At 60.4% G+C, this 12,325-nt stretch carries 14 protein-coding genes; 3 read left to right on the top strand and 11 right to left on the bottom strand.

Translation table 11 applies throughout. The features are described from left to right. Positions 1-11: 11 nt before the first annotated feature. The 4 genes from Pla108_RS13165 to Pla108_RS13150 all read right to left on the bottom strand — a co-directional run bounded on the left by Pla108_RS13165 (position 12) and on the right by Pla108_RS13150 (position 5,408). Positions 12-1,319, bottom strand: a complete 1,308-nt coding sequence (locus Pla108_RS13165; protein ID WP_146445415.1) for a restriction endonuclease subunit S — start codon at positions 1,317-1,319, stop codon at positions 12-14. Continuing rightward, positions 1,306-4,134: a type I restriction-modification system subunit M gene (locus tag Pla108_RS13160; protein WP_146445414.1), complete on the bottom strand. Its 2,829-nt coding sequence runs from the start codon at positions 4,132-4,134 to the stop codon at positions 1,306-1,308. Before Pla108_RS13160 ends, Pla108_RS13165 begins: the two co-directional genes overlap by 14 nt. 46 nt (positions 4,135-4,180) lie before the next feature. Next, entirely contained in the window at positions 4,181-4,387 is a 207-nt protein-coding gene (locus Pla108_RS13155; RefSeq protein ID WP_146445413.1) for a helix-turn-helix domain-containing protein, read from the bottom strand. 103 nt (positions 4,388-4,490) lie between these two features. Beyond that, complete coding sequence (locus tag Pla108_RS13150) at positions 4,491-5,408, bottom strand: ArdC family protein (RefSeq protein ID WP_146445412.1); 918 nt, start codon at positions 5,406-5,408, stop codon at positions 4,491-4,493. A 377-nt stretch (positions 5,409-5,785) separates the two neighbouring features. Between Pla108_RS13150 and Pla108_RS13145 the strand changes: the two genes are divergently transcribed. Beyond that, entirely contained in the window at positions 5,786-6,202 is a 417-nt protein-coding gene (locus Pla108_RS13145) for a DUF6876 family protein (protein ID WP_146445411.1), read from the top strand. Between the two features lie 21 nt (positions 6,203-6,223). Here Pla108_RS13145 and Pla108_RS13140 read toward each other — a convergent pair whose 3' ends face one another. Further along, positions 6,224-6,418 carry a hypothetical protein gene (locus tag Pla108_RS13140; protein ID WP_146445410.1) on the bottom strand — a complete coding sequence of 65 codons (195 nt, stop codon included), beginning with the start codon at positions 6,416-6,418 and terminating at the stop codon, positions 6,224-6,226. Positions 6,419-6,917: 499 nt separating this feature from the next. On the opposite strand from Pla108_RS13140, the gene Pla108_RS13135 reads away from it, so the two are divergent. Next, positions 6,918-7,190, top strand: coding sequence for a hypothetical protein (locus Pla108_RS13135; protein WP_146445409.1), 273 nt, complete (start codon positions 6,918-6,920; stop codon positions 7,188-7,190). Between the two features lie 399 nt (positions 7,191-7,589). Next, on the top strand, positions 7,590-8,876 hold the full coding sequence (locus Pla108_RS13130; protein WP_146445408.1) for a tyrosine-type recombinase/integrase: 1,287 nt from the start codon (positions 7,590-7,592) through the stop codon (positions 8,874-8,876). On the opposite strand, the gene Pla108_RS13125 is transcribed toward Pla108_RS13130, so the two are convergent. The 6 genes from Pla108_RS13125 to Pla108_RS21335 all read right to left on the bottom strand — a co-directional run. After that, positions 8,873-9,178 carry a DUF1580 domain-containing protein gene (locus tag Pla108_RS13125; protein ID WP_146445407.1) on the bottom strand — a complete coding sequence of 102 codons (306 nt, stop codon included), beginning with the start codon at positions 9,176-9,178 and terminating at the stop codon, positions 8,873-8,875. The two genes, Pla108_RS13130 and Pla108_RS13125, sit on opposite strands and share 4 nt — an antisense overlap. 60 nt (positions 9,179-9,238) lie before the next feature. Then, positions 9,239-9,481: a helix-turn-helix transcriptional regulator gene (locus tag Pla108_RS13120; protein WP_146445406.1), complete on the bottom strand. Its 243-nt coding sequence runs from the start codon at positions 9,479-9,481 to the stop codon at positions 9,239-9,241. Further along, complete coding sequence (locus Pla108_RS13115) at positions 9,478-9,930, bottom strand: hypothetical protein (RefSeq protein WP_146445405.1); 453 nt, start codon at positions 9,928-9,930, stop codon at positions 9,478-9,480. The genes Pla108_RS13120 and Pla108_RS13115 overlap by 4 nt, the downstream gene beginning before the upstream one ends. 48 nt (positions 9,931-9,978) lie before the next feature. After that, the gene (locus tag Pla108_RS13110) at positions 9,979-10,374 is read right to left on the bottom strand and encodes a hypothetical protein (RefSeq protein WP_146445404.1); all 396 of its coding nucleotides are present in this window, start codon (positions 10,372-10,374) and stop codon (positions 9,979-9,981) included. Positions 10,375-10,434: 60 nt separating this feature from the next. Further along, a complete protein-coding gene (locus Pla108_RS13105; protein ID WP_146445403.1) occupies positions 10,435-11,919 on the bottom strand; it encodes a type IV secretory system conjugative DNA transfer family protein in 1,485 nt (494 codons plus the stop codon). Between the two features lie 98 nt (positions 11,920-12,017). Continuing rightward, positions 12,018-12,325 (bottom strand): hypothetical protein (locus tag Pla108_RS21335; RefSeq protein ID WP_231934484.1); only part of this gene is annotated, 308 nt, incomplete at its 5' end.

The raw sequence follows: 12,325 nt of genomic DNA, 5'->3' as shown, positions 1-12,325 counted from the left end.
GTACCGGTCGGTCAGGTAATTTCAGCTGGCTCAAGCAACGGCGTGACACGTTTGTCGCCCGTGAGTAGGTCCTGCATCATGGCAGTCTTAAGCTCAATCAGTTTGTCTCTTGCAAGTGCGGTCTTTGCAGAAGCGGCATCGAGGGCGTCGCTTCGCTCCGCAATTCGCTCCTGTTCATCAGGGTCGGGCAATGGCACACACAGAGCGCGAAGACTTCCCAAATTGAACAATGCTTGCGTGCTTCCCAACGAGTTTCTCGCAAACTCTTTTTGACCGCCCTCACTTCGAAGGAAGTGATATAAGAACCGACTGGAATGCTTCGCGACGGGCCGTACGAGAGCAAGATTCCGGTGGAGATTGAAACCGCACACAGAAGGAGGCAGGTGTGCAATTCGCCCGATGGTACCTACCAGTGAAACAACTACTTCGCCGCCTCGTAATCGCGTGCGTTTGTACTGAGAGTCAAGTTCGGGACTTATGCGGTGAAGTAGCTCTATTTGGATATCACCGTGAATAACATCTTCAATTTGCAGAAGTGGAACCCCGTTTTCAACATATGGTCCAGGTTTCAACACACCATAGGTGATGCTGTCGTAGCTTTCCGTCAGTGAGCCCAACTCGGCGATATCCCACTCGATTGGGATTCGCCCGAGTGGAGAGTCCTTGAACTCGTGCGTTTCTTCGGAACGGAGATTTCCTTCTGCGTCGATGCCGCGGGACAGCAGATCCTGCATCAAGCCGGCTTTGATTCTGTGTTGCTTCGCAATAAGTGCTTGCGTCTGCTCAATCGCTCTGTCAACCGTCGAAAGGACGTCGGCAATCTTGGATTGCTCGGTGGTCGAAGGTAGTGGGACCGGAACAGCTTCGAGCAACTGCTTAGAGAGACCAGCGCGTCCACCTCCGGCAGAACGCGAACGCAGTTCTGCGTATCGGTACTCCAGATTGTAAAGCAGGTAGTTGGTATCGAGTGTATGTGGATTGCCCTTGATTAAGGCGACCGACTGGTTTGTGCAAAGGCGGCACAAAACAATAGCAACCGTACCTCGGGTCTTTCCTTGACCAGCAAGGCCGATAGCAACGGCCGGAGGGTCAACCATTGTTGCATTCGAGCAGCGAAGTCCAAGGTCAGATATTCTGGTTGGCACATCAAGAATACGTCTTAGATGTACATCACCAGACGACATCCAGGGAACTTCTCCATTCCAGTACTCTGGCACCGACGTACTTGGAGTACCTCCAACGGTAACGCTTGCAACATTACCAAGTTGGTCTTCCGGCCAGGGATGCTTGTATGGAACTTCGCCATTACGATGAGACATAGCTAAGCCCCTTCAAATATTCGTTCAGGGTTCCCAGTGTCTCTGCTCGTAAGTCTTCTAGCTGCCTGATTGAAATCGCGTACTTATCCCACAAGTTCTCGACTGCCTCCATTAAGACTCGTTTCTCCGTATTCAGGTAGCGGGTCAGTTGACCATGCTCCGCATCGTAAAGCTTCTTCAAAATTAGGTGTTTGGCTTCGTTTTCAGTCAGTTGACCGCCAATCTCGGAACAGATATCGTCCGTCGCGTTTAGCCGATCCTGAAGCGCCTCTTGGTCCTTCTTCAAAGCGTTGTATCTTTTTGTGACTGGCTTGAATGCCTCCTTCTGTTTCTTGAGAGCCTTGACGCGGTCTGTATTGCCGCCCCCCTTTTCTAGCTTTTTGATGGCGGCACTGAGCTTCTTCTGAGCGTCGTCGAAGTCTTTGTGATCCCCAAGCTCCTCGGCAAACGGCATTAGAGCCTCGTCGACTTTTTCAGCGACGTTTGATAGCTGGCTCTCAGCCGTAGCCTTTAGCACAGTCGTCTCCGCGTTGACCTCATCTGCTCCAATGCGTTTTAGCGTTAGCTTAAAATCTAGGGCTTCCGTCTTCTCCTTGAGTTCCGCCTTTGTTTCTCGTATACGTTTTTCAATTGCCTTGATGGCGTCGTCCTGCTCTTCAAGCTTCGTCCGTTCCATCTCTGCTGAGGAGCCTGGCGTGTCTTTCAGGTCATCAATCAAGTCTTTGAGAGTGGACTTGATGATGGCCGCGGTGACCTTCTCGTCTTCGTCCGGTTCGTAGCCAGACACCTCTTGAGCCGTTTCAACCGCCTCTGCCAGTTCGCTCTGTGTCTCTGCGATGGTGGCCTCCAACGATTCCATGTCAGCGGCCTCGGCCTCGAAGAACTCCGCAATGAGATACTCGTCGGGAATCAGCGTGTGATGCCAGCCCGTCGAAATGATGGTTTTTAGGTCGTAGCGGATTTGCTGCCACCAGTTGACGAAAACTCCATCACTCTTGAATTCATCGAGCACCCCAAGTGGCACCAGCTTTTCCTTTAGCGTCGTCATCAGCTCGTGCCGCACCTCAGGGAGATTCTTTCCGTTGCATAGCTCCGCGAAATCGTCGCGAGCGACCTGCCACCACTCCTCCAACGCTTTCTCGTGCTTGTCAACGGTAGCCAGCAACTCTGGGTCCGATTCCAGCGTCGCCTTGATTGCTGGCTTGGTGTCGATTGACTCGCGGAAAGCGAGATACCCAACTCGGTCGGGCTGGAACAGCGAATCCGCCTGCACGCCGAATTGAGCAAAGTCAGAACTAAGCGCCTCGACTTCACTCTGAGGAATCCCACCAATGAGGTGTGCTTGAACATCTTCCGGCTCTGGGTCCGGTGTGTTGTCGACGTAGCGACGGATGTTGAGGTTGTAGTCGTGCTCGTCGACGATTTCCTTCTTGTCGACAAGTCGCGCGTACTTCGGAATCTCCCGCTTGTGCGTGAATACAAAGTCGACCTTCTCAATGTCCTCGGGACGTAGCTTGTTCTGATTCTTCCCCTCGGCGAACTCGCGGTCCGCATTGATGAAAAGAACTTTGTCCTTCAGGGAATCTGGCTTGCTCTTGTTCATAACCAGCACGCACGCCGGGATGCCCGTGCCGTAGAAGAGACCGGGAGGAAGACTGATAATTGCTTCGATGACGTCGTCGTTGATGAACAGCTCACGTACCAGCTTTTCCTTGCCACCGCGAAACAGCACGCCGTGCGGCATAATGGTCGCCATGTGCCCATTGGGCTTGAGACTAGCCAGCATGTGCTGGACGAACATCAGGTCGGCTTTCTTGCCCGTTTCGGGGCACCACTCGCGAAAGCGGCTGGCAAATTTCAGGTTTGCCCTGCTGTAGTTCTGCGAGAAGGGCGGATTGGCGAGCACCCGGTCGAAGGTGCGAATCTTTCCGTCGTCGAGAATCTGTGGGTCCTCCAGCGTGTCTCCGTTCTCGATAGTGAAGCGGGTGATGTTGTGGAGAATCATGTTCATGTTGCAGATGGCCCAGACAGTACCGTTGCTGTCTTGGCCGAACAGGGCGAGGTCGTTCGGGTCTTGCCCTTGTTCCTCGACGTATTGGTGCGACTGAATCAAGAAGCCGCCCGAGCCGACGGTGGGGTCGTAGATTTCATTGCCCGCCTCGGGCTTCACGAGCTGCACGAGCAAGCGAACCACCTCGGCGGGTGTGTAGAACTCGCCACCCTTCTTTCCGGCACTGTCGGCGAAGTATTTAATAAGGTACTCGTACGCAGCCCCCAAAAGGTCCGGGAACTCGAAGTTGCCGTTGACCAAGACGAAGTTGGGTTGATTGAAGTGGTCAAGGAGGTCTTTCCACTTCTGGTCGGGGATTTTTGTCTTTCCCTTGACCTCGTTGAAGTCGATGTTGTTCTTTAACACACCGGCGAGCGCGTCGTTCTCATCTTCGACGGCGGCGATGGCCTTATTAAGCATGTTGCCAATGTCATGCTTCAGGTCTTTCAGTGCCGGGACGAGTTCGCCATCCTCATCCGTCCACGACTCGTGCCATCGGGCCCGAATGGGAACGAAGAAGGTTTCTCCGTAGGAGGTCTTGTCTTCCAGGACCTCGGCGAGCAGTTCCGGCTGGTCCTTCAGGTGGGCATACTCCTTCTTGAGTTGCTCCCGTTTGACGTCGAATTCGTCTGACAGCCGTTTCAGAAACAGCATGCCGAAGATGAACTCCTTGAATTCAGACGCATCCATCTTGCCGCGGAGGATATCGGCGGCTTTGAAGAGAAAAGTTTCGAGTTGAGATAGTGTTATCTTTTCGGGCTTCATGCACAGTGCTCCAAAGATTGCGTTCCTAAAGCTGATACAAAAGCAGCTATCGCGGCTTGCGCATCTCCCGCTCGTTGCGTACTGAATCCAAGAATTGTTCTAGATCTTCTCGACGGAAGAGTCGGTACCCGTTAGCTGGGTTTCGCGTGACCGCCACCTTGCCGGAGTCAGCCCAGCTTCTGAGTGTGTTCTCGGCAACACCAAGCGTCTTCGCTGCCTCTGCCAATTTGAGGTACTCGTCAATTCGTTCCATGCTCGGAGCCTTAGTTCGGCCAGGGCTTTGTCTCCACGAACAGCGAGTCTACCAAACCCTCCAGGATCTCGGTATCCCACACAGATAGCCAGCGTCAGTCGTCTCAGTCTGCGACGTAGTCGATGCCCAAAATGTGATCCGCCGCCCGTTGTCCCTGCCCGGCTGCCTGCACGACCAGCTTCTTGTCGTCCTTTAGCTTCTTCCGCCAGCCGTCGATGTAGGCCGCGGATTGTTCGATCGTAGGCGGGCTGATGCCGGCCGCGGCGCAGAGAAACGCCGAGCCCATCTCTGCCACAAGCTCCTCTTTCGAGTAGTCAGGCGACCCAAAAGGAGCGGGTGCCTCATCCAGGCCTCGGTTGAGCCGCGACTTGTGACCCGTCGAGTGGCTTAGCTCGTGGAAAAGCGTGGCGTAGTAAGACTCTCGGTTCTCAAAGCGATCCGGTGCTGCGATACGGACCGTATCGATCTTCGGCAGGTACATTGCAGCTGACCCTGTGTGCATGACAAGTGGACCTGCCGGGTAACTCGTGACGATTCGGTCGGCTTCCTCAATCGGCTCGAAGGGTTCTGCTTCGTCTGTCGTGGCAGCCTGGTCAGGAGCGTTGATCCCCTCGCACTGCTCGGCATTGAAGACGTTGTAATGTCGCAGTACCGGGATACTGATCTCTTCTCCGCTCTCTTTGTCTTTCGTGGCTGCTTGCTTCCAGAACACGACGAGTGTCGACTTCTCGCCTTTCTTGACTTTGCCTTGCTGCTTGATGACCTGATTGAACGTCGCCCAGTAGTCCGACTCGTAGCCGTGGGCCCAGCTTGTCATCGCCAGGAGGAAGACGTTGATCCCCCGATAGTTCTTGCCGGTCGAGAGGCTCTTCGGCGCCCCGTCGCCGTGGGCCGATCGCTTGATCGGTTGCCGCCAGGGGGCGACGCCGCTATCGAGGAGGTCGAGGATGCGGTCGGTGACCTCTTGGTAGATGTCTCGCCTCGGCTTTGCCGCTTCTGTCTTCCTATTGCCCCGCGCCACGCCGCCCTACCCGGAGGGCAGCGTTTTGTTAGCGGTCGGTGATGCCGTCTGCATGGGACGCTCCTTCTTACTCAGTTGCTTTACCACTTGCGTGCCACAGCGAGACGAGAGAGTCAAGCCAATTCTTGGACCCGTGTCATGGCTACGAATCTCTATCCGGCTTTAGGGGTTGGCCCTCTCCGCTTCTCTCCTCCTGGGCGTGATGGAACTCTCGCCAGACGGTAAGCGAGCGTCGCGGTCGGGCGTCAAGGGACGCCTGCAGACGCCTCCGGCATCTTCGGCGTGCCTGGCGGCAGACCCTGGACACCGCCGCTAGTGCCGCTCGCTTGTTTTCGCAGGCATCGTTCAATCAAACCCTCAGAAAGGAGGAACCTACGATGTCTAAGAACCTACCAGCATCAGCTCAACTAGAGAACGAGCTACGTCACTTCACAGGAGACCTGGAGCGGTTTCGCCACTCCCTCAACCCTCGTGTCATCTACACGCCGGGGGTGCGACACCTCGCGGAGCAGGCTGGCGCCTACTGGCTCATCGACGCGATCGCCAGCTGGATAGGCAGTCACTCGTTCAACGAGGCCCTCAGGCAGAACGAGCGGCTCCAGTGGCTGCACTTCTGGAAGCTGTCGGTGGACCTGTCGGAGCGATCGGCCGTTCTGACCGCGGTTCCGGACGCCGGGGAAGCGGCCTTCATCACGCAGCGGATTCCGTTCACAGACTTCCCTCTAAAGAGCGTCGATGTCTGGGCCGGCTTCGATGGTCGGCTCTGGACGCTGTACCTGCCGAGCGAACACTGACCGCTGCCGTCGGCCGGACCGTCACTCGGCGGTCCGGTCTTCGACGATTTCCTTGCGACGCTTGAGCGCTGTCTTCAGGGGCTCCGCCAAGGGCGGGGGAGAGAGACAGAGATCGCAGAAGCGTCTTCGTTCCGATGCGGTGAGCCGGATCGTCTGCTCGCTCGGATCTCTTGGACTGTTGTCCTCGGTCAACGCCCGATTATTCGTGCTGCTCATCGTTCCTTCAATCGTCTGTACGAGCGAGTGTTCCCCTGCCATCCATCGGTCAATCCGAGTGCGAGGATGGCACCGGGTAGTGGGCGGCCTCCGCCATACTTTGCTGGATCGAGCCGAGGAAGACACGCCACAACCTGGATTGGCCAGCATAGTGACAAGTGTGATCTCGGAGAGGTTCCTGCCCTGTGAACGCCGTCAGCACGGCCAGAGCTTGAGAAGACGCCTTGCCGCTCTCTCCGTCTATGCGATGGAGAAGTCCTATGCCGTCGTCGGAGTGAGGCGTTCTAGGTGGAGTGGTTCCGGCCTTCTTTTTTCTTTCATGTCGGATTGACTAGCGCTATCCTGTCCCCCGCATCGGTCGAGTCAAACGCCAAAAACAATTTCTCGGGACGCTTCGCTAGAAATTCTTTTGTGGTCCCTCCGGGCAGACGTTGGACACGCCCGCTTTTCGGTGGACGGTCGGATGCGTAGGTCAACCAACCATGAAAGGAGAAAGACCATGTCGAACCAAACTTCCACCCAGAACGAACCCATCACCCGCCTGAAGGACGGCCTCTTGCAGATCGCCATCTGGAAGAATGAGAGCGAGAAGGGACGCCCCTTCTATTCAACCTCGGCCGTGCAACGGAGCTACAAGGACGACAACGGGAACTACCACGAGACCACGTCTCTGAGTGGATCCCAACTCCTCCAGGCTTCGAGGCTCTACGCCTTGGCTTACGATCAGGTTCGCGAGCTGGAGGAAGCCGACTACCAGGCGAGCAAGCAGTAAACTCGCACATTCACCGAGAGCCGCCTGGCGACAGGCGGCTCTCTTCGTCTTCGTTGATGAGCTTGCAATCCAAAGACCCTCTTTCGGTTCGCAAGAATGCGAATGATTGCGAACGGTTGCTTACAAAAGAGGGTACTTTTACCCTCTAAGGCGTCTTGATACGATTTGTAAATCTGCCCCAGCAAAGCAGTTGGGACACTTAGAGGGAGGGGCTCATAACCTCGAGGTCGTCGGTTCGAATCCGGCCCCCGCCACTTTTGTAACTCTTTGCCCCGTAAGGGGTTAGCTACCCGGCCATGTCGGCCGGAGCGGCTCTCTGCCGAAGCCAAAGAGGGAATGCTAAGCGGGATGTTCTCAGGACATCCCTCTTTGCGCCCTCGATAGCCCGCCGAGAGCGCCATGCCCCGCCTGTTCCACCGGCCCCCCAAGTATCGTCTCCACAAGACGACCAAGCAGGCCGTTGTCTCCTACTTCGGACGGCAAATCTTCCTCGGTCCCTACGGCTCCCCCAAGAGCCACAAGCGGTACGAGGAGGTCCTCACCAAGTGGCGCACCGAACGCCACCGCGGCCCGGCGCCGCTGAGCGGTCAAGGTGCGACGGGCGACGGCGCCAATAAGGAGCCCAAACCGAAGGATGTCGCCCGAGGCGTCACTCCTGAGACGCTCCGCAAAAAGGCGTACAACGGGACGCCCCTGACTATCGTCGAGCTGATCCTCGTCTATCGCCGCCACACCCACGATTACTACCGCAAGAACGGCGAGGTGACGCGCGAGGCGGGCGTGATCGACGACGCGCTCCGCGTGCTCCGCAAGCACTACGGCCTGACGATCGCCAACGAGTTCGGCCCCGTCGCCCTCGACGGGGTCCGTGACGCGATGATCGACGAGGCCAACTGGTCCCGGAAACACGTCAACAAGCAGATCAACCGCATACGCGGCCTGTTCACTTGGGCGGCTGCCCAAGAACTCGTTGAACCGTCGGTCCCCGCGGGTCTGAAGACGCTTGCCGGTCTGAAGAAGGGCCGCAGCCGCGCCCGCGAGACCCAGGGAGTCCAATCGGTCGCCGACGAAGTGATCGAGGCGACGATCATCCACCTGCCGGAAATCGTGGCCGACATGGTTCGCTTGCAGCGGCTCACGAGCGCACGGCCCGGGGAGATTTGTAGCTTGTCGCCCGCCGACATCGACACGACAGGCGACGTGTGGATTTACGCCCCCTCCGAGCACAAGACCGAGCACCACGAGAAGGACCGGATCGTCGCCATCGGTCCCCGCGCCCAGGCCATCCTCCGCCCCTACCTCGATACGACGCCCGTCGAGGCGTTCTGCTTCTCGCCAGCGGCCTCCGAGCGGCTCCGCCGGGGGCAGGCGTCGGCGCGGCGAAAGACTTCGCTGTCGTGCGGCAACAAGCCCGGCGACAACCGCAAGGCCTCCCCACTCCGCTCCGCTGGCGAGCGTTACACGGCCGGCAGCTACCGGCGGGCGATCCACCGCGCCTGCAAGAAGGCGGGCGTCGATCAATGGTCGCCCAACCGCATCCGCCACACGGCCTCGACCGAGATCCGCAAACTGTTTGGCATCGACGCGGCCCGCGCCGTGGACGGGCATAGCTCGGCGACGACGACCGAGATTTACGCCGAGCTCGACCTGCAGAAGGCGGTCGAGGTGATGCGGGCCCTCGGCTAGAGGCCGGCGTCGCTCAGTGCTTGTTCGATCGCCCGCAGTTCGGGCGTCGTTGGCAAGGACGTAACCCCGCAACGCCGCGGAGGGAGTGGCGGCGCCGACTCGGCCGCGTTGCAGTACCGGCGCAACGCGCCGAGCGTCGTGTAGCGAACGCCGCCCACTAGCTGCGACTCGAGCACGCGTCCCCGCGTGCCCTTGGTCGCCCAGCGGTAGACCGTGGCGTAGTGGACCTTCTTGCCGCGCCGCCGCGGCAGATGGAACGGCGCGTCGGTGAGGGCGACGGGGGTCTCGTCGGGGAGGGGCATGGCGTGGGCTTTGCTTAGGCTGGTGAGATAGGGAGAGGAGGCGTCGAGACCAACAGCCGCTTAAACCGTTGGCTCACCCCCCGTGGTCTCGCCCGGCCGTGGGCAGCCCGCGTCGATCCATCGTTCCAGCGATCCGCGTCGCCAACGCGTCGCGCCGCCGATCCGCACCGGCGCGACGATGGCCCCGGCGCTGAGCAGCCGCCAGACGGTGCGTTCACCGATCTGGAGCAGCCCGGCGACCTGCGCGGCGGTCAAAAGCAGCGGCGAGGTGTCCTCGTTCAGTGGCGTCTGCGGCGGCGTCATAGCAGGGTCTCCGCGGCCGGTCCCTTGGCCTTCCAGCCCGCAGCGCCGGGGAGGCGATAGACGCCTTGGTCGTTACAGGCGAGCGTGGGATCGGCCAAGCAGCTCTCGAACAGCTTGGCGAACATCGACAGGTTTCGGCCCTCGTCGCGCAGCCGCTGCGTTACTCGGGTTTTGAGCGTCGCGGCGTCGAGCGGGCCGGCGCCGAGCGCTGCGTGGATTGTCGCGAGCACCTCCGGCCGGTTGCTGCACGCGCGCTTCGCCCGCGGCGCGGCGTCCGTGGAGCGTTTGGAGCCGGTCGAGAGCCCGGTGAGGGCGCGGTCGAGTTTGGCGAGCGTCTTGGACGCCCGCTCGGCGGTCGCCAGCGCGTCGTCGCGGGTCTTCACCAGCGCGGCGCGTTGCTCGGTCAACAGCGACCGGCACTGCGCAAAGCAGTCGTCGATTTCCGTCACGATGCGTGGTCCCTAAGGGGTGAGAGGGAAGATGACTCCGACGACCCCTCAGCGATCCGGTCCGCCGCGGTCGGGGCCGGCGGCGCGGTCGAACCCCGGCGCCAGGGCGCCGAGTTCCTTGTCGATCTGCGCGCGGAGCGCAGCGGGCGAGAGCGAGCCGCTGGCCGACTGGAAGTCCTTGTCGAAGTTCAGCTCTTCGGGCGCGCCGGCCGCCGGGCCGGTCACCGTCTGCTGCGTATAACTCGTCCGCTCGTAACGCACGGCTTGGTGCACGTTGTATTCGAGATCGCCGCCGGGCGTGTAAGGGCGGTCGGCGAGGCTCAGGTGCTCGACCTCGTCTTGGGTCGGCCAGTTGGCCGCGTCGATCGGGGGCCGCAGCTCGCCCGAAGGGGCGTTGAAGTCACGCGACAAGTCGGGCGCATCGCCGAAGGAGGAAGCGGACATGAAGACAATCTCCAGAGGTTGATGAAAACAAACCGATAAAGCCGCTCGCACCGGGACGCCTCAGGGGCCGTAAGGGCGAAGCCTAACGTCATAGTGGCCTTGGTAGTTGAGCCCCGGCAGCACGAGGCCTTCACGCGTGCGGATCGACGTGTAGCCGACGCGGCCTAGCCGCATCGGGCGGCCCGCGTAGGGGAAGACATATTGCAGGGGCGACGCGGGGCTCAGCTCGTCGTAGATCGCGTCGGTGTCGGCGACGTAGACCTCTTCGAACTTGGCGGGCCCTTTGCCGCTATTGCGGCGGATCACGGTTTTGCCGAGCCGGTCGCGGATCATGTCCACCGTGCACTTGTCGCGGCAGCCGAACAGCTGCACACAGCTCGCCGAAAGAATCTCCGCCGCGCCTTGTTCGTCGCAGAGCTGCACGAGCTGCCCGTACGACTGGGCGTAGAGCCAGACGGTGACCTTGCGGTCGCGGAGGATGTTCATCGAGCTGCGAAGCAGATTGACCTGTTCTTCGCCCCATGCCGGGACCTCGTCCGCTAGCAGCAGCACACGCTTCTTGGGCGGCTCGCGGCGCTGTTGGAACATCAGCACCGAGAGTTCCAAGAGCATCCGCAAGAACGCCTGCGATGACTTGTCGCCGCGCACCGGCGTCACAAAGACGCTCAGCGGCGGGCCGCCGGCGCCAAGTTCTTCGAGGCTGAAGTCCGAGGGGCCGCTGAGCATCTCGCGCACCCGCTTGTCGCCGAGCATCCAACGCGTGCGGGTGCCGATCGTGCTCATCAAAGGCCCGAGCGTTTTTTCGCCGAGGTTGTAGAGTTCGGCCCCTTGGGCCGCGATAAAGCCGCCCAGGTGCGGGTTGTGCATCATTTCCAAGAACAGCCGCTCTTGGAGCTTGGGGTTCGATTTGCCCGTCGCCGGGTCGATCCCCATCAGCCGTTCGGTGGCGCGCACCAGCGTCTGGTCACGCGGGTCGGGCTCGGTCGTTCGGACGTGGCCGGCGACCGCGGCGAATGCGCCTTGGGGGGCGAGTTGCCAGTACGGGTCGGCCGTCGCCGTCTTCTTCTGTTCGGGGAACAGGCCGCGCGCGATCGCCATCAGCCGCGCCTGCGCGCCGGCCTCGGTGACATCGACCTCGTTGAGGAACGTGTAGCGTGAGGCGGGATAAGCGGTTGAGCCGCCCAGATCGACGTTCATCACCCGCCCTCCCGCGAGGTGGTAACGCGCCTGCGTAATGCCTCGCGGGTCAGCCCCCAGGCGGCGTCCCCAACGACGCACCAGCCTCAAGTCATCCCACAGCGTCGGGTCGCAGCGGCGCCCGAGCGCCAGGTCGCAGAGGTCGTTTTTCTCGGAGATGGCCAGCAGGTCGTCCGGCCAGCCAATCAACTGGTGAGCGGCCGAGGCGGCCAGCTTGCCGGAACCCGTGCAAGCGATCGTCGTGTAGTGGTGCCCCGGAACGTGGACCGCTGCGCCGCGGAGCCCGTGCTCGGGGAGCGTCTGACCGATCAGCGGCGTGTCGTGGAGATGGCCTTGGGGTTTTTTCATGAGGATTGCTCAGGGTTCGAGAGGGTTTCACCAAGCCACCGAGCGGCGTAAGCGTCGGACGCGGCGGAACGCCAGAACGGGTCGGCCGTCTAGCGAACTCACGGCAGTTTCTTCGGGAGGGGTCGTGTGTGACGTTTCAGTTCGACCGAGGACATCCATTCGCCAGCGGCGCCGTAACCGGTGGCGAACCAGCGACGGAACCACCGCGATAGCCGCAGGCGTTCGTGCAACCAGACGACTAGCGGCGGGACCGCGGCGATCGTGTACGACGGCGCCGGCTGTGATCGGCAGTCGAAAAGTGCAGCGCCCGGCGGGCCCCGGTGGCGCCCGAATTGTGCAGCGCGCAGCTGTGCCGAGTGAGCCGTTAGCAGGAAGCTGAGAGGCCGTGGGGCGGGGGCGAAGCCCC

The sequence above is a fragment of the Botrimarina colliarenosi genome, assembly GCF_007859955.1.
Classification (GTDB): Bacteria; Planctomycetota; Planctomycetia; order Pirellulales; family Lacipirellulaceae; genus Botrimarina; species Botrimarina colliarenosi.
The sequence above is the reverse complement of the archived record's forward strand: the minus strand, read 5'-3'. Positions and strand labels throughout refer to the sequence as shown.